We start from the raw sequence: 17,142 nt of genomic DNA, 5'->3' as shown, positions 1-17,142 counted from the left end.
CCCTACTGGACCCTGATACGCGGATTGAGGAACGCGTAGCCGACATCGGAAATGAGCTGCGTGATGAGGACGATGAACACCGAGACCAGCGAACAGCCGAGCAAAAGGTCGATGTCGTTGTTGCCGGCGGCCTCGACCAGCGTGTAGCCGAACCCCTGGTAGCGGAACATCACCTCGACGATGACGACGCCGGTAAGCAGCCACGGAAACTGCAGCATGATGACGGTGAAGGGCGCGATCAGCGCGTTGCGCAGCGCGTGCTTGACCACCACGTTGCCGAAGCTAAGCCCCTTCAATCGCGCGGTGCGGATATATTGCTGCGTCATCACCTCGACCATCGAGGCGCGCGTCATGCGCGCTATATAGCCGATGCCGTAGATCGCCAGCGTGATCACCGGCAGCGTGAAATTGTAGAATGTGATGCCTTGGCTCGCCGAGGCGGCCGAACCGTTCAGCCAGCCGAGCCAGGAAGCGAATACGACGGTGAAGATGACGCCCGACACATATTCGGGCGTCGCGGTCGAGGCGATCGAGGCCACCGACAGCACGCGGTCGGTTCGCGACCCTTCCCGCATGCCCGCCAGGATTCCGATCAGCAACGAGACCGGCACCATCACCGCCAGCACGCAGAGCATGAGGATGCCGGTGGCGCCGAGCGCGGGAAACAGCTTTGCCGACACCGTGGTCTTGAACTTGGTCGAGCAGCCGAAATCGCCCTGGAGGACGCCGGAGAATTTCGGTTCGGCCGGGTCGTTGCAGAAGGAGAAGCGCTGTGACGTCTTGCCGGTCGCCGGATCGGTCACCGGCTGCTTGGGAACGATGCCGAGCCACTGGCCGTAGCGCACGAAGAAGTTCTGGCGGTAGCCGTTCTTGACCAGCCAGCTCTCGAGCTGTTCGGCCGAGGTGTGCATTTCCGTCTGGCTGATCGCCAGCTTCTTCAGGTTGGGTTCGAGATTGACGAGGAAGAAGACGACCAGCGTCAGGCACAGCATCGTGAGCAGAATCGTACCGATGCGTCTGGCGATGAATGAGAACATTGTGCCCCCCTGCCGGCCGGGTTGGGGTCAGATATGGTCAACCCTGTTTCGAAAACCTTGTGACGTCACACCGCCGCTGCAAGGCATGCAGCGACGATGGTGCCGACGAAGCGAAGGGCGTTGTCGCCCTTCGCTTCCATCGAGCGATATGTCACGCCTGATCGAGCCAGACCTTGCCGAAGTCGTGCTCGTAGGTGGGGTGCATCGAGTGGTTCTTCACCTCGGGCTTGATGTTGATGTAGAGCTTGCGCCAGTAAGGCTGGATGATGATGCCGGAATCCTGCAGCATTTGCTCCACATCCTTCATCACCACCTTGCGCTTCTCCGCATCGGCTATGCCGAGGGCCTCGTTGACCTTCTTGTCGAAGTCCGGATTGGCATAGGCCGTCTCGTTCCAGGCTTCGCCCGAGCGGTAGGCGATGGCGATGACCTGGATACCCAGCGGACGCATGTTCCAGTTGGTTTCCGAGAACGGATACTTCGTCCAGTCATTCCAGAAGGTCGAGCTCGGCAGCACGGTGCGCTTCACCTTGATGCCGGCTTCGCGCAGCTGGGCCGCGATCGCGTCCGTGGTGTTCTTGTGATAGTCCTCGTCGTTGCTGATCAGCTCGTGTTCGAAATCGATCACGCCGGCTTCCGTCAGCATCTGCTTGGCCTTGGCGATGTCGCGCGGGATCTTCGGCAGCGCGACATATTCCGGGTGGATCGGCGCGACATGGTGGTTTTCCGCCGGCGAGCCGGCATTGCCGTAACCAAGCTGCAGCACCACCGAATTGTCGACGGCCAGGCACATCGCCTGACGCACCTTCTGGTCGCCATAAGGCTTGGCGTTGACGTTGAAGCGCGACACCACGGTGGCCGCGGTCACCACTTCCGAAACCGGAGCGCCGACGCCCTCGATGATCTTGACGTAGTCGGCGGTCGTTTCGTGGTTGGTCTGCACCTCGCCCGATTCGAATGCCGAAACCGTCGCGGCCGGATCGGTGCCATAGTCGATGAACTGGACGCCATCGAGGAAGACCTCGCCCTGCCACCACTTGCCGGTCTCGCGGCGCTTGTAGACCACCTTCTGGCCGACATCGTACGACACGAGTTCGAACGGACCGGTGCCGATCGGGCAGTTCTTGAAGTTGGCGCCCTTGGCGTCGAAGGTCTTGTGCACCACCAGGGCGGGATAGTCGGTCAGGTTGGCGATGAGCGCGATATCGGGCTTGGTCAGCTTGAGCTTGACCGTCATGTCGTCGACCTTGGTGATCGATCCTTCGCTCAGCTTCTTGGTTTTCTCGTCGACGAGGCTGCCGAGGCGGCCCGGCATCGAATTGCCTTCCGCCGTCTTGTCGGCCCAGCGCGTGAAATTGTAGATCACGTCGTCGGCGGTGAACTTGTCGCCGTTGTTCCATTCGACGCCCGGCCGCACATGCAGAGTGTATTCGGTGGCGTCGTCATTGATGTCCCAGCCCGAGAGCAGGTAGGGCGCGAACGTGTACTGATGGGTGTATTTCACCAGCGGCTCGAGCGCCTGGCGTTCGGCATTGGCGATCTCGGACCAGTCGGCCGTGCGCGGATCCTTGGGATCCTTGACGGACATCGCGACCTTGATCACGCCGCCCTTCTTGCCCTGAACTTCATCGGCCTTGGCCGGTGTCGGAACAGCGAGCCCGAGCAGGCCGTAGGCCATGGCCGTCGATGCACCGAAGATGCTGGCGAGCGCCAGGAATTCGCGCCGGTCTACCTTGTTTGCCTTCGCCTCCTCGGCCATCGCCAGGATGTGATCCGGAACGCTGTCGCCGTTACTCTTATAGATTGCCATGACTAACTCCCATTGTTGGCTTTCTGCCTTTTAACATTCCGCATCCGCGCCATCATGTCAAAGACAGACGGGATTGGGAACATGTTAGGGAATGTGCAACTTTGGAAGCAAGCCGGTTCGCGCGATAACGACAGTCTTGGCGCAAAATTGCTACTGCGCCGCAGATTCCGCCCGAATTTCCACCGTCGCTCAAATTAAGATATTTGCACCAGTTGGACCAGCGCCAGCAGCGGCTGGAGATGGTGCCAACAGGCGGTGGCCCGGAGCCATTCCTGGAACAGGTGAAACGGTATTCGTCCGCGATTGTACGACCACAATGAGCCGGAGCGGCTCGCCGTCACCGTGGATGACGTCTAATATTCCTTTTCGTAAAAAAGGCCGCTCTTGGCCTCGCCGGCGTCATTGGCTTCGCCGCGCAGCTTGACGCCGCGACCGACATTGAGGTCGATGGTCGCCTTGCCGGAGCCCGGCTTGTCGCCCTTCTGAATCGTCACATAGGTGCGATCGTTCAGATATTTGCCGGCCGATACCGAAGTGCCGCCCTGGCTGTCCGTGGTCACGTCGAGATCGTCGATGCCGATCGCGCCGCGCAGGTTTTCAAGCAGCGAGGTCGAGCCGCCGACGCCCGCCAATTGGGCGGCGGCCTCGGCGAGCTGCGCGATCTGTAGCGGTGACAGGTTCGACATCGAGCGGCCGAAGATCAGCTGCGCCAGGACCTCATCCTCGGGCAGCGCCGGCACCGAGGAGAAGGTGAATTTCGGATTGGTCGCCTCGCCCGACACCACGATGGTGACGGTCGCGGTCGTGGTCGTCGATGTCGCGGTGAGGTTCAGGTAGGGCACCAGCGAGCCCGAGAACCCTATGGTGCCGTCGGTGAAGGTCAGCCGCTTGCCGAGGATGGTCAGCCGCCCGCGCTGCAGCGTGAAGGTGCCCACCGCCTGCGGCGACGAGGCCGGGCCGGTCAGCTTGAGCGAACCGCCAAGCTCGGCATCGACGCCCCTGCCCTGGATGAATATCTGGTTCGGCGCGTTGACGGTGACGTCGAGGTTGAGCCCGCTGCCGCCGCTCTTGCCCGACGTCGTCGCCGGACGCAGCGCCTTGTCCTGCGCGCGAACAGCGGCCGGAGCGTTCTTGTGCTTGACGTCGAGCGCCGCCAGCGAACCCGGCAGCTTGTCGGGAACGGTGATGACGGTCTTGGCCAGATTGACCGTGCCGGCAATTACCGGCGCCGAAGTCAACGGCCCCTTGATCGTCAGGTCGCCGCCAAGGTTGGCGGTCACCACGCGCCCGTCCGTATAGCGGCCGTCGACCAGCTTGATCGAGAGGTCGGCCGGGAACCCTTGCGCGGGATTGATGCCCACCGTGCCACTGGCCGACAGGCTGCCGCGCGTCGACAGCGTGCCGGTCAGGCGGTTGATCCGGGCGACCCCGTTGCCGATCGAAACGTCGAGCGCGATGTCATTGACCGCGAGACCCGAATTGGCATCGACGAGCCGCGCCCCGGACGCGCTTACCGTACCGCCGATCATCGGCGATGTCGCCGGACCGCGCACCTGCACATTGACGTTGGCGACACCATTCAGCGACAGCCCCTGCGCCGCGAGTTTCTGATCGAGGAAATCGAACGGCACCTTGCCCGAGAAATCGAGCGCCAAGGCCGGCGTGCCGGCGGTCGTCACCGTGCCGCCGCCCTTGAGGCCGAGGCCCGCGCCATCGCTGAGATTGGCGTCGAAGGTCAGCTTGTTGCCGCCAAACGTACCGGAGGACGTGATATTCACCCCGCCGAGCCCGGCGCCGCGCGTTTGCGAGGTCTGCACGCCGGCGGCGTCGATGTTGAAGGTCACGGCGGGACTGGCCGCAGCGCCCGTCACCTTGACCGAGCCCGAGATCAGGCCGGCGGCATCGAGCCCCGGCGAAAAACTGTTGGCGAGCGAGGCCGGCACCCTGGCCAGCGTCGCGTTGAGATCGAGCGCCTGTCCGACCTTGCCCGAAACGGTCGCGGTACCGCCACCGAGGTCGAGCACCAATTTGTCGATGGCCGTCGTGCCATTGGCGATGGTGACGGTCGACGCCCGCGATATGGCTGCCTTGATGCCCTGGACGGTCGCCTGTCCCGAGGCAAGCTCGATGGTCGTGGTTCCGTTCGCCACCTTCACCCGACCGACGGCTTTCGCCGGAATGTCCTTGACGGTGGCGCCGCCTGAAAAGCCGGTCCAGTCGCCGTCGCGCGTCAGGTCGACATCGATGCCGCGAATGACCGTCGTGCCAGAGGTGACCGTATCGGCGCGAACCTTGCCGGAGATGACGGGGGCCGCCAGATAATTCGCGATCAGCGCATCGATAGACACGGTTTTCGCGGACAGGTCGCCCCGCGTCAGCGACGCCGTGTTCGCCTTGATGGCGACCTGCGGCGCGTTGCCGTTCTTCGAGAATGCGATCGTGCCGCGCACGTCGCCTTCCGCCTTCTCCAGCGCAAGGGCAGCGAGCGGCCCGATATCCGGCAGGTCGAGCGACACGGTGCCGACCGGCACGAACTTTTCGTCGAGCGCCAGGTCCCCGGAAATCCTGTTCTTGCCCAGCGACAAAAGCAACCCGTTGATGGCGCTCTTGCCATCCGAAGTGGCGAGCACCGCGCTGCCCTGCAACGGCTGGCCCGCGACATTGCCGCTTAACCGCACATTGGCCGCGGGGTTCGCGGCATCGGCCTTGCCGGTAGCGGTGAGCTTCAGTCCGGTGATGGCGCGGTCGGCCACCGACAGGTGCTCGCTGTTGACGCTCAGCGACAGGTCGGGCGCGGTCGCCGATCCCTGCGCGTTCAGCGCGAAGGCAATGGCGCCCTTGGCGTCCTTCGACAGCAGCGAAATGTCTGAAAGGCCGCCCTTGATGTCGGCGGTCAGCTTGTTGTCGGCAAGGCTGGCCTGGCCCTGCGCGGTCAATGCGCCGGAAGACAGGTTGACGGCGTCGACACTGACATTGCCACCGGCGTCGCGCTTCAGCGATGCGCTGAGCTGCGTGCGCTCGGCAAGCACGCCGCGCGCCGCCGCCGGCAACGCCGCCGAGGCGGCATCGGCTTTGAGGTTGAGATCGATGGCGCCGTCGGCCAGCGAGACGCGGCCGTTGAAGGCGCTGTCCAGCGCGTCGCTCGTCACCGAGCCGCTGTCGATGGTTATGGCTTCGGTGGCAACGCTGCCTGCCACCTTGGCCGTCACCTTGCCGGCGATCAGCGGCGCGATGGTTGGATTGTCCAACCCGATCTTGTCGGCCGACACGGTGCCGGAGATAGGCCCGCTGCGCCCCTGGAGATCGAAGGCATCGGAATGCAGGGCCACTGCCACGCCTTCGACCCTCGCCACTTTCGTCGCGACCGAGGACAGCATGCCCGAGATGTCGAGCCTGGCCTTTGTGCCCTCGCCCGCCGCCTTCACCGACAGCGCCTGCAGTTCGAGCTTGATCGGGCTGTCCGCGCTGCCCAGCGTCAGCGGCAGGCTGGGGCCGGTCGAGGCAAGGTCGAGAGCGAAATCGCTGGCGCCGTTCGGATTGAGCGTACCGGCGGCCTTGCCGGAGATCTTGTCGCCGGAGAGCGTCGCGTGGTCGACGACAACGCCGCCGGCCGTGGTGAAGCCGCCGGCCGCATCGACGGCCAGTGCCCCGAGACCCGCCTGGCGTGTCTGGCTTGTCTCCAGATCGGCCAGTTGCGCGCTGAAGCGAACATCGGGCGCGGAAGGTGATCCGCTCACATCGGCCGTGCCGCCCAGCGTACCCACCGCCTCGAGGCCGGGCGAAAACGCATTGGCAAGCGCTGCCGGCAGCGCGGAGAATTCAGCCTTGAGATCGAGTGCCTGTCCGGCGGTGCCGGACACGGTCACCGCTCCGCCGCCGACATCGAGAGCCAGCTTCTCTATGCTGGTCATGCCGTCGGCGATGCTTAGCGTCGATGGTTGGGCGATCGCCGCCTTGATGCCGCGAACGGTCGCCTCGCCGGAAGCTATCTCGACGCTTGTCGTCCCCCACGCAATCCTGACCCGTCCGGTGGCGGTGGCGGGAATCCCGGCGATGGTGGCGCCGCCGGTGAAGCCGGTCCAGTCGCCGTCTCGCTTCAGATCGACATTGATGCCGCTGATCTCCGTGGTGCCCGAAGTGACCGTGTCCGCCTTGATCGTGCCGGAGATCGCCGGGGCCTTGAGGTAGTTGGCGATGGTCGCGTCGATGGCGATGGTTTTGGCCGCCACGTCGCCGCGCGAAACGGATGTGCTCTTTGTATCGATCGCGATCGAAGGCGTCTCGCCATCCCTGGCAAAGCCGATCGTGCCATTTATGTCGCCAGTGATCGCCTGCCCCGCCAGTGCGGCAAGTGCCGCGATGTTGGGTGCCTGCAGCGTCAGCGTGCCCAGCGGCAGGAACTTGTCGTCAAGCGCGAGGTCGCCAGAAACCTTGTTGTCGCCAAGCGATACGGAAAATCCGTTGATCGAACGCTTGCCGTCATTCGTCACCAGCGCCGCCTTCAGGTCCAGCGGCTGGTCGTTGGCTGTACCGGTCAGCGTGACGGTGGCGGCGGGATTTGCGATGTCGGCCTTGCCGGTCGCGGCGAGCTTTATGTTCTTCACCGTGCGCCCCGAAGCCGTCAGGCTGTCGCTGCTGGCCGAGACCAAGAAATCAGGTGCCGAGCGCGCGCCTTTTGCGGTGAGCGAGAATTCGACGCCACCGGCTACCGGCACGCCGACCATCGGCGAAAGCACCGAGACGTCGCCGAGCTTGCCCTTCACATCGGCCTGGATATCCGTGCCTTGCGCGCTCGCCGTGCCGCTGGCGCTGAGCGAGCCGGACGTCAGTTCGATCGAGTTGGCGGCGAAGGAACCCTGCGGATCGCGCGTCGCGGTCGCGGCGAATTTCACTCGCTCGCCGAGCACCGAGGCGATCTGCGGCGGCAATGCCGTCGACACCGCGTCGGCATTCATCTTGAGCTGCATCGACATATCGGCCAGTGCTACCGTGGCCGTCAGCGAGGCATTGAGCGCGTCGCTGATCAGCGTCCCCTTGTCGATGATGATCGCGTCCTTGCTGACCGACCCGGACAGATCGACAGCGACCTTGCCGGTGATCAGCGGCGCCAGCGTTGCCAGATCGGTGTTGAGGCCGCCGGCCTGGATCTTGACCGTGACCGGACCGGCGCGGTTCTGGATGTCGAAGCCGTCCGAATGGATCTGCGTAGACAGATCGTCGAGCCGCGTGCCGCCCGCCACGATCGAGACGAAGGACGCGCCGATGTCGACCATCGGCGTCTTGCCGTCACCGAAGGCACGCGCCGTGGCGCCCTTGATGGCCACGGTGATCGGCTGCGCCTTGCTGCCGAGGCTAACCACGACCGGAGGTCCCTTGGCGTCGAGCTGCACGGAGAGATCGCTGGCGCCCTTCGGATCGACGATGCCGGACGCGGTGCCGTGCACCGCGTCGCTGTCGATGTTGGCGCGCTCGATGTCGATGCCGCCGGCGGTGGTCGCGGTTCCGGCAATGTCGAAGCCGGTCCTGCCGGCAAACAGCGGCTTCAGATTCTCCGGCAGGAAGCGCTCGAAATCGCCATCGCCCTTGGCTTCGACATGATTGCCCTTGTCGGTAAGCTGGTGGCGGCCGGTGAGTTGGGTGACGATCTGGTGATCGACGAGGAAAGTGCCGACACCATTCCAGTTGGCCAGCGGCCCGGTGCCCGAAACGACGATGTCGACCGGCGGCGCGTCCGGCAGGTTGAGCAGATTGGCGATGATGCCGCCCGCCGGCTCCGACGCCTTGAGGTCGAGGTCCAGCTTGTCGTCGGCTGGTGCGAAATGCACCCTGGCGTCGACATTGCCTTGCTTGCCGTCGCGACGAGTGACGTTGAGGTTCGTCTGCACCGCAAGCGGCGCCGCGTCGACCTTGACCGCCCCCTTAGCCGTCAGTTCGGCGATGCCGCTGCCGGCCAGCGCCTGCCCAAGCGCGATGTCGGGCAGATCGATCTGTTTGACATCGATCGAAACCGGCAGGCTCGTCGATCCGCTTTGATTGGGCTGCTCGCTGGCCACCGGCAGCCGCGCCAGTTCGATGCGATCGGCGGCGATGCGGTCAGCGCTGAAATTCTTCGACAGAAGCGCCAGCGGCGACCAGTCGACGGCCACCTTGCGGGCCACCAGCCAGGCGCCCTCGCGGTCTTCGAGCACGACATGATCGACCGTCAGAGCGCCCGACCAGATGCCGTCGATGCCGCTGACAGTCACCTTGCGGTCCGCGTTCGAAGCCAGGCTTGAAATGAGGCCGGCGAGATTTTCGCGGCCGCGTTCGGTCTTGGTCAGCACGAAAAGCGCGCCGGCGGCGGCGGCCACCACCACCAGCAGCGTGTAGACGACAATGCGAAGGGTGCGTTTGAACGACTTCATCAGAACGCCTGGCCAATGCCGGCATAGATGCCGAAATGCGGATCGGTCGGATCGCGATTGAGAGGGACGGCGGCATCGATGCGCAACGGACCGAACGGCGTCACGTAGCGCAGGCCGACGCCGGCGCCGACCTTAACCTCGGAGAAATTGGGAGCCGACTTGGTCGATACGGTGCCGGCATCGACGAACGGCACGATACCGATCGTATCGGTGATGCCGATGCGCATTTCGACCGAGGTCTCGAAGAAGGAAAGCCCGCCGATCGGCTGGCCGTTGATGTCCTTGGGCCCGATGCCCTGGTAGGAGTAACCGCGCACCGAGCCGCCTCCACCGGAATAGAAGCGCCGGTCGGCCGGAACACTCTCCAGCCCGGCGCCGACGATCGAACCGACGGCGACGCGTTCGGCAAGGACGAACTTCGAGGCGGTGTCGAGCGACTGGTAGGCCGAGCCCTCGCCCTTCAATTTGAGGAACGCCGCGCCGCTCATGATGTCGTAGCTCGGCTCTGCATAGGCAAGCACCCTGAAGCCGCTGGTCGGATTGAGCCGGTTGTCCCGATTGTCGTAGACATATTGCAGCGGGATGCTGGCGATCAGATATTTGTGCTTGCCGAACGCATCCGTAATTCGCGAATAATCCAGTGCGACGGCCGCCGAGACCGTCTGCTTCTTGTTGAGATCGTAGGAGATGCCGGTCTCGCCCTTGACCGAGAAATGATCGTACGCATCAGGGTGTTCGAGCACGGTCTTGACGTTGGCGAAGAATTTCGAGGCCGGCCCGATAACGCCCGGCTTTTCGAACATGATGCCGGCATTGTAGTTGAGCTGGCTAAGGTCATTGCTGCCGATGCCGCTGATCGAGCCGTCGATACGCAGCTTCTCCGCCTGGCCAAACAGGTTGCGGTTCCCCCAATAGCCTTCCAGGCCCAGCCCCTCGATGTTGGAGAAACTGCCGCCAAGGCCGAAATAGCGGGGCTTGCGCTCGCTGACCTGGACGCCGATCGGGATATTGCCATCGGCATCGAGCTTGTCGGCTTCCTTCAGCGTCACGCTGTTGAAGACTTCGAGCGCCAGCAGCCGGTCGCGGGCATCGCTGATTTCCTGCGGCGAATATTGCCGGCCGCGTTTCAGGCCGGTCATGTATTCGGTGAAATCGCGGTCGACCTTTTCCGTGCCCGAAACCGTGGTCGCGCCATAGCCGGCGACCGGTCCGGCGGCGACAGTCAGCGTCACGTCGAGCGTCGATGTGTTGTGATCTGCGACGATCCGGCGGCCGGTCACCTTGGCCAGTGGCCTGCCCTGTTCCTTCAGCGTCCGAACGATCAGCGCCTCGGCCTTCAGGACGGCGCCGGAACCCGCATCGCCACCGGCGATCAAGCCGTAATCGGCGCTCATCAACCCGGCGGCATCGCCCTCGAGCCGGATGTTGCCCAGGGTGAATTTCGGTCCGGGCGCGATATCGACCACAACCGGGATCGGCTGCGGCCCCTTGAATTCGGCGTCGGGCGGCAGGTCGTCGATGGCCTTGCCGTCGATCGTGATGGTGACGACGCCCTCATAGCGGGCGTCGGCGTAGAGGGCGGCGACCAGCTGCTCGCGGTCGCTGCGCGCCTTGGCCATCAGCCCGAGCGAGCCGGACACCGGGTGATCCGCGTCGCCCTTCAGCGCCGAGGCGTTTTCGAGCTTCTTGCGAAGCTCCTTGTCGGCATCCGGCGCGTTGATCGTCACCGCATAGCGCAGGGGGTCGACGATGTCGGCATCCTCCTTGGAAGCGCCCCAGAGCTTGATGCCGAAAATCTCGAAAGCAGCGGCATGCCGCGATTCGCCGACCAGCACGGTCGAGCACATGACGGCGAAAAGCAGGGCGCGCGGAAGCACGCGCCCTGGCGCGGTACCTCCTGACATCTGCTTTTCATGCGCCGGCATTATCAGTCCAAACTAAGTCCGAAATCTAAAATTGGAATGAAGTTCTGAAGTGCTCGTAAAGGGGCCACAATCCAATTGTCTGAAATAGGCAGGGCTTGGAATTCACACCTTTTGCGTCTCCGCAAGAAAGCGTGATCCCCCAATCCTGTGGAGGTACTACCGGTGATTGGCCGGAAAGGGAACCGTTGGCAGGCGCAACCTGCCGCGCCCTCGTGTTGACAAGCCCGGCTGAAGCTTGATCATGCCTGGACGTTTGAGCGACATGCGTCCATTGGGACGCACACATTACGGTTTGGGACTTGAACAATCGCATCGTGTTTTCCGGAGATCGATTCCGATCTTCGCGCTGATGCGAAAGCAGTGTCTGGGAGGGTATTATGGCAATGCGCGCGGCTCGTGGCCTGTCGATCCTGATCCTTCTGTTTTTCGCCTGGGGAGGCATCGCGCAAGCGGCCGAGGCCCGGCGAATCGCAACCACGGACAATTCCGACTATTTCGGCTTCGATCTGCGGTCCGACCAGAATGTCACGCTCGACCAGTGCAAGACGACATGCCTTGGCGATCCCGCCTGCCGCGCTTTCACCTACAACACCAAAGCCAAATGGTGCTTTCTCAAATCAGACTATAATTCCCTGAAACCGTTTACCGGCGCCATAGGCGGCAAGGTCGTCAATGTCGACGGCGATCCCGACATCGGCGCTCCGCCCGCGCTGTCCTTCTTTCCTGACTGGATGGCCGACCAGGCGCAGCAATACCGCAACAAGCTGCTGGGCCCCGGCTACATCAAGCCCACCGACGGGCTGACCGCGCTGACGACGGCTGCCGAACAATCGGCTCGCACCGGCGACCACCGTTCGGCGATGCTGAGATACGAAGGTGCGGTGTCGGTCCTGCCCGATGACGGCAAGCTCTGGATGGAACTGGCGCGCGAAACGCTGTTGGTGCAGCCTGCGGCCAACACGTCCGAGGCGTCGACCCTGCCCACCAACGCCACCTCGGCCGCCTTCAACGCCTACAAGCTGTCCCGCACGGCGAGCGAGCGCGCCGAAGTGCTGGCGCTGCTCGGCTCAGGCCTCGACAAGCGCGAACTTTTCCGGCCGGCGCTGCAGGCCTATGAGGCTAGCCTTGCCCTGGTCAATTCGGCGGCCGTCAAGGCCGACTACGAGGATTTGAAGGCGCGCAAGGGCTTCCGCGTCGTCGACCACTCCGTCGATGCAGACACCAGCGCGCCGCGCATCTGCGCCCAGTTTTCCGAAGAATTGGTCAAGACGGGCGTCGACTACGCCCAGTTCGTCACCGTCAACAACGGGCCGCCGAAAGGCGTCGAGGCCAAGGACAAGCAGATTTGCGTCGAAGGGCTTGAGCACGGCCAGCACTACGACGTGACGTTCCGCGCCGGTCTGCCGGCCGCTATCGGCGAAGTGACCGTGGCCCCCGTGGCGTTGTCGATCTACGTGCAGGATCGTGCGCCGTCGGCTCGATTCACCGGCGACAGCTTCGTGCTGCCCGCCGGCGCGCGGCGCGGCATTCCGCTTGTCACCGTCAACATGAATGTCGCCGAAATGAAGCTGTACCGCATCGGCGACCGTTCGCTGGCGCAGCTTCTCTCCGGCTACCAGTTCCTGCGCCAGCTCGACAGCTATGACATCTCCAATATTTCCGACCAGATGGGCGCGCCCGTCTGGCAGGGACAGCTCGACATCGCCAGCGACCTCAACAAGGAAGTCACGACGTCCTTCCCGGTCGACCAGGCTCTGCCGCAGCGCAAGCCCGGCGTCTATGTGCTGACCGCCAAGGCCGCCGATGGCCATGGCGACGACAGCAACTCGATCGCCACGCAATGGTTCGTCGTTTCCGACATCGGCCTGTCGACCTACACCGGCCAGGATGGGCTGAACGTCTTTGCCCGCTCGCTGGGCTCGGCCAAGCCGATTGCCGGCGCCGAACTGACGCTGCTGGCCAAGAACAACGAAATCCTCGGCACGGCGACGTCGGACGCCGAGGGCCACGCGGTCTTCAACCCCGGCCTGACGCGGGGCGAAGGCGGCATGGTGCCGGCCGTGCTGATGGCCAAGCAGGGCGACAACGACTTCGTCTTCCTCGACATGGGCCGCGCCGGCTTCGACCTGTCCGACCGCGGCGTCACCGGGCGCCCGGCGCCTGGTGCGCTGGATGTCTATGCCTGGACCGAACGCGGCATCTATCGCGCCGGCGAGGAGGTGCATGTCGCGGCCCTTGCGCGCGACGAGTCCGCCAAGGCGGTGGAGAACCTGCCGCTGACCTTCATCTTCTCACGCCCCGACGGCGTCGAGGATCGCCGCATCGTCAGCGACGGAACGTCCGCCGGCGGCCATGCCGTGGACTTGGCACTGCAGCCCAATGCCATGCGCGGCACGTGGACGGTAGCCATCCATACCGATCCCAAGCAACCGGCCGTCGCCAGCCAGATGTTCCTGGTCGAGGATTTCGTGCCGGATCGCATCGAATTCGACCTCACCGCCGACAAGCAGGAGATCGCGCGCGGCGAAACCGCCAACGTGACCGTCGACGGCCGTTTCCTCTATGGCGCGCCGGCAGCCGGCCTCGCGCTCGAAGGCGAACTGACGCTGTCGACAACCCGTGACTGGGACCGCTTCAAGGGCTACGTCTTCGGCCTCGCCGACGAGCAGTCGGCGCAGCCGTCGGTCACCCCGTTCACCGATCTGCCGGTGGTCGGCGACAACGGCAAGGCGACTTTCCCGGTCTCGGTCGACCAGATGCCCTCGACCACCAAGCTGGTCAACGCCAAGGTGACAGTGCGCATGCGCGAAACCGGGGGCCGCGCCGTCGAACGTTCGCTCAACATCGGCATCCGCCCGCAGGGCCACATGGTCGGCATCCGCCCGGATTTCGACGGCGGCGAGGTGCCGCAGGGCGGCGTAGCGAAATTCAGCCTGATCGCCGTCGACCCCGACGGCAAGCGCGAAGCTCTGAAAGGCGCGCAATGGTCCCTGGTCAAGGTCGAGCGCAATTACCAATGGTACCGCTCCAACAATTCCTGGAACTATGAGCCGGTCACCTTCACCAAGTCGGTCGCCAACGGCCAGGTCGACCTCAGCGCCGATGGCGAGGCCAAGGTTTCGGTGCCGGTCGACTGGGGCCAGTATCGGCTCGAAGTCGTGACGGCCGATCCCGAGGGACCGGCGAGCAGCTATGAGTTCGACGCCGGCTGGTATGTCTCCTCCACCACCACGGAAACGCCGGACGGGCTGGAGATCGCCCTCGACAAGGATACCTATGCGGCCGGCGAAGTCGCCAAGCTCAAGATATCGCCGCATTTTGCCGGCGAACTGCTGGTCACCATCGGCGCCGACAAGCTCGTCAAGACCGTCACGGCCAGCGTGCCGGCCGGCGGCGGCACCGTCGATATTCCGGTCGGCAACGACTGGGGCGCCGGCGCCTATGTCGTGGCAACCCTGTTCAGGCCGGGCGATGCGCAGGAATCGCGCATGCCGGCGCGCGCCATCGGCGTGAAATGGCTGAAGGTCGATCCGGGCTCCAAGAAGCTCGCGGTCACCCTGACGCCGCCGGACAAGACCGTGCCACGTCAGCAACTGTCGATCCCCGTCGCCGTGGCCGGCGTGCAGCCGGGCAGCAACGCCTATGTCATGGTGGCCGCCGTCGACGTCGGTATCCTCAACCTCACCAACTACAAGGCGCCGGACCCGGAGAACTGGTTCTTTGGCCAGCGCATGCTCGGCCTTGAGGTGCGTGACCTCTATGGCCGCCTGATCGATGGCTCGCTGGGCACCACCGGCAAGCTGAGGACCGGCGGCGACGGCGCCAACATGCAATCGCAAGGCAGCCCGCCGACCGAGAAACTGGTCGCCTTCTTCTCCGGCCCCGTCCAGCTCGACGCCGACGGCAAGGCGCGGATCGACTTCGACATTCCGCAGTTCAACGGCACCGTGCGCGTCATGGCCGTCGCCTGGACCAGGGAGGCTGTCGGCCACGCCCAGACCGACGTCATCGTGCGCGATCCCGTGGTGATCACCGCCGGCCTGCCGCGCTTCCTCGCGCCCGGGGACGCCGCCGTCATGCGCCTCGATGTCGCTGACACCGATGGTCCGGCCGGCGACTACAAACTGTCGATCGACACCACCGGCGACCTCTCGACCGGCGACAAGCCCCTGCCGGAGAAGCTGACGCTGGCGCAGGGCAAGCGGCAGACGCTGACCGTGCCGCTGGTCGCGCAGACGCCGGGCAACGCCTCGATCACCATCAAGCTCGCCCACGCCGACGGCACCAATGTCGAGCAGACGCTCTATGTGCCGGTACGCCCGGCGCAATTGCCGGTGACCACCCGCATGGTCGTCGATCTCAAGGGCAATGGCGGTTCTTTGCGTGTCGACAGGGAGTTGCTCGCCGCAAGCCTGCTCGACGGCGCCTCCGTCAGTGTCGGCGTTTCGCAGGCCGCCGCCTTCGACGTGCCGTCGCTGCTGATGACGCTCGACCGCTACCCCTATGGTTGCGCCGAGCAGACCACCAGCCGCGCCATGCCGCTGCTCTATGTCAACGACATGGCCTCCAGCATCGGCATGGCCAGCGATCCGGACCTGCATGGCCGCATTCAGGACGCCATCTACAAGGTTCTGAGCTACCAGGCCTCGGCCGGCAGCTTCGGGCTGTGGGGTCCGGGTTCCGGCGACCTGTGGCTCGACGCCTATGTCACCGATTTCCTGACCCGGGCGCGCGAGCAGAAATACGACGTTCCGAGCCAGGCGATGAGCCAGGCGCTGAGCAATCTGCAGAACGCGATCGGCTACGACCAGAGCGTCCAGGATCGCGGCAGCGAGATCGCCTACGCGCTTTATGTGCTCGCCCGAAACAAGAAGGCTTCGATCGGCGACCTGCGGTACTACGCGGACACCCAGCTCGAATCCTTCTCGAGCCCTATGGCCGTTGCCCAGCTGGCGGCGAGCCTGGCGCTCTATGGCGACACCCAACGCTCCGAAGCCACCTTCAAGACGGCGCTGCAACTCGCCAAGTCGACCACCGAGTACGACTACTACCGCTCGGACTATGGCTCGCCGTTGCGTGACGGCGCGGCGATGCTGGCGCTGGCGGCTGAATCGAAACCGGTCTCGTCGATCGTGCCGGAGTTGATCAAGCTGGTCACCCGGGAGCGCGCCCAGGCCGACTGGACCAGCACGCAGGACGAATCCTGGATGCTGCTGGCCGCCCGCGCCCTGAAGGAGGGCAATGACTCGATCGCGTTGACCGTTAATGGCGCGCCTCATGCCGGCGGCTATTCGGAGCAGATGGCCGGCACCGATCTGGCCGACAGCCCGCTGACCATTGCCAACACCGGCAAGGAGCCGCTGCAGGCGGTCGTCACGACGGTGGCGGCGCCCGCCCAGCCCCTGCCGGCCGGCGGCGAAGGCTTCACCATCGAGCGCACCTACTACAAGCTCGATGGCACCGAGGCGAATGTGACGGAGGTGAAGCAGAACGAACGCTATGTCGTCGTGCTCAAGGTTGCCGAGCAGAACAGCTGGCCATCCCGGCTGCTGGTCACCGACCTGTTGCCGGCCGGCTTCGAGATCGACAATCCCGGCCTGGTCTCCAGCGCTCAATTGTCGAACTTCTCCTGGCTGACACAGACCGACGCCGCCCATCTCGAATTCCGCAACGACCGTTTCGTCGCGGCATTCAATCCGGCCGATGGCGATCACGACCACAATCTGACGCTCGCCTATGTCGTGCGCGCCGTAACGCCGGGAACCTATGCGCATCCGGCGGCAACGGTTGAGGATATGTACCGGCCGCAATATTCGGCCCGCACCGCCACCGGCATGATGGAGGTCAAGGCGCCGTAAGGTGCCGATGGTGCGAATATGAACGGAACGATGGCGCTGCCCCTCATCCGCCTGCCGGCACCTTCTCCCCGTATAGTGACGGGGAGAAGGGAGCTGTCGCGAATTTCG

At 64.5% G+C, this 17,142-nt stretch carries 5 protein-coding genes; 1 reads left to right on the top strand and 4 read right to left on the bottom strand.

What is annotated here, in order from left to right; translation table 11 throughout:
- Positions 1-2: 2 nt before the first annotated feature.
- From ACO07C_RS00470 to ACO07C_RS00455, 4 genes are all read right to left on the bottom strand, one after another.
- Complete coding sequence (locus tag ACO07C_RS00470; RefSeq protein ID WP_421912274.1) at positions 3-1,037, bottom strand: ABC transporter permease; 1,035 nt, start codon at positions 1,035-1,037, stop codon at positions 3-5.
- A 151-nt stretch (positions 1,038-1,188) separates the two neighbouring features.
- A complete protein-coding gene (locus tag ACO07C_RS00465) occupies positions 1,189-2,847 on the bottom strand; it encodes an ABC transporter substrate-binding protein (protein ID WP_421912273.1) in 1,659 nt (552 codons plus the stop codon).
- Positions 2,848-3,200: 353 nt separating this feature from the next.
- Positions 3,201-9,251: a translocation/assembly module TamB domain-containing protein gene (locus ACO07C_RS00460; RefSeq protein WP_421912272.1), complete on the bottom strand. Its 6,051-nt coding sequence runs from the start codon at positions 9,249-9,251 to the stop codon at positions 3,201-3,203.
- Positions 9,251-11,176 (bottom strand): autotransporter assembly complex protein TamA, encoded by a 1,926-nt coding sequence (locus ACO07C_RS00455; RefSeq protein WP_421912271.1) that lies wholly within the window; start codon positions 11,174-11,176, stop codon positions 9,251-9,253. The genes ACO07C_RS00460 and ACO07C_RS00455 overlap by 1 nt, the downstream gene beginning before the upstream one ends.
- Positions 11,177-11,553: 377 nt before the next feature.
- On the opposite strand from ACO07C_RS00455, the gene ACO07C_RS00450 reads away from it, so the two are divergent.
- Positions 11,554-17,034, top strand: coding sequence for an alpha-2-macroglobulin family protein (locus tag ACO07C_RS00450; RefSeq protein WP_421912270.1), 5,481 nt, complete (start codon positions 11,554-11,556; stop codon positions 17,032-17,034).
- The last annotated feature ends 108 nt before the right edge of the window (positions 17,035-17,142 follow it).

It is taken from the genome of Mesorhizobium sp. (assembly GCF_965229135.1).
Lineage (GTDB): Bacteria > Pseudomonadota > Alphaproteobacteria > Rhizobiales > Rhizobiaceae > Mesorhizobium.
This window is presented reverse-complemented; position numbering and strand designations above follow the sequence as displayed.

What these genes read in the sequence shown, in the direction of transcription:
- ACO07C_RS00465 (WP_421912273.1), bottom strand. Translation starts at nt 2,847, where the DNA reads ATGGCAATCTATAAGAGTAACGGCGACAGCGTTCCGGATCACATCCTG.
- ACO07C_RS00450 (WP_421912270.1), top strand. Translation starts at nt 11,554, where the DNA reads ATGGCAATGCGCGCGGCTCGTGGCCTGTCGATCCTGATCCTTCTGTTT.
- ACO07C_RS00470 (WP_421912274.1), bottom strand. Translation starts at nt 1,037, where the DNA reads ATGTTCTCATTCATCGCCAGACGCATCGGTACGATTCTGCTCACGATG.
- ACO07C_RS00460 (WP_421912272.1), bottom strand. Translation starts at nt 9,251, where the DNA reads ATGAAGTCGTTCAAACGCACCCTTCGCATTGTCGTCTACACGCTGCTG.
- ACO07C_RS00455 (WP_421912271.1), bottom strand. Translation starts at nt 11,176, where the DNA reads ATGCCGGCGCATGAAAAGCAGATGTCAGGAGGTACCGCGCCAGGGCGC.